Source organism: Paenibacillus germinis, from assembly GCF_013141785.1.
Classification (GTDB): Bacteria; Bacillota; Bacilli; order Paenibacillales; family NBRC-103111; genus Paenibacillus_E; species Paenibacillus_E phytorum.
This window is the reverse complement of record NZ_WHOC01000067.1, coordinates 1-656: the sequence shown is the minus strand read 5'-3', so window position 1 is coordinate 656 and position 656 is coordinate 1. Positions and strand designations below refer to the sequence as shown.

Here is a 656-nt window from a genome sequence, read left to right as displayed (position 1 = left end):
GAAGTCCACGCCCTTTAAGACTTGATGCTGCTTGTAGGATTTTTGCAGCCCAATCACTTTAATTGATGTGTTTTGCATAAACTTCCCCCTCCTTATCGAACAGTAACCTTGGATAAATCGGCCCCCATGCCTTTAAGCGAAGCATAGGTCAGCTTATCCATGACTGCGCCGTCAAAGCAAATGGTTTTGAAGGCACGGTAATACTTATTGGTCAATGAAAAGAACGCCTGAAAAGACACATTCTTGAGTATAGCGCCCCTAAATGAAACTTCGTTTACTGCCGATTTGTCAAACTTAACGCCGATAAAGGTTTGCCCGTCAAAACGCAGCCCGCTCAGGTCGGAATATTCGAAGTCCACGCCGTCAAAGATACAACCTTCAAAGATTGTTTTTCTAAGGTCGATCTTGCTTAGCGTGACGTCGGTCAGTTTTACACCTGTGAATTTGGCTCCATCCATCCCCGAAACACTGAAGTTGGTGCGTACAAGGATCGACTCATTGAAGCTTACATTCGTAAGGTCAGTTGCAGTTAGGGTACAGTCCGTCAGATTTGCGCCGTCAAAATTGGCTTCACGTAAATCACTGGTCTTAAACGAACTTCCGGTCAAGTCAGCGCCCGCAAAGTCGGCACCGCGTAACGCGCTAGCATTAAATTG

General features: G+C 46.0%; 1 protein-coding gene. It reads right to left on the bottom strand.

Annotation, left to right across the window (positions count from 1 at the left end; translation table 11 throughout):
• Positions 1 to 92: 92 nt before the first annotated feature.
• Positions 93 to 656 (bottom strand): pentapeptide repeat-containing protein (locus GC102_RS12145; RefSeq protein ID WP_171689772.1); only part of this gene is annotated, 564 nt, incomplete at its 5' end.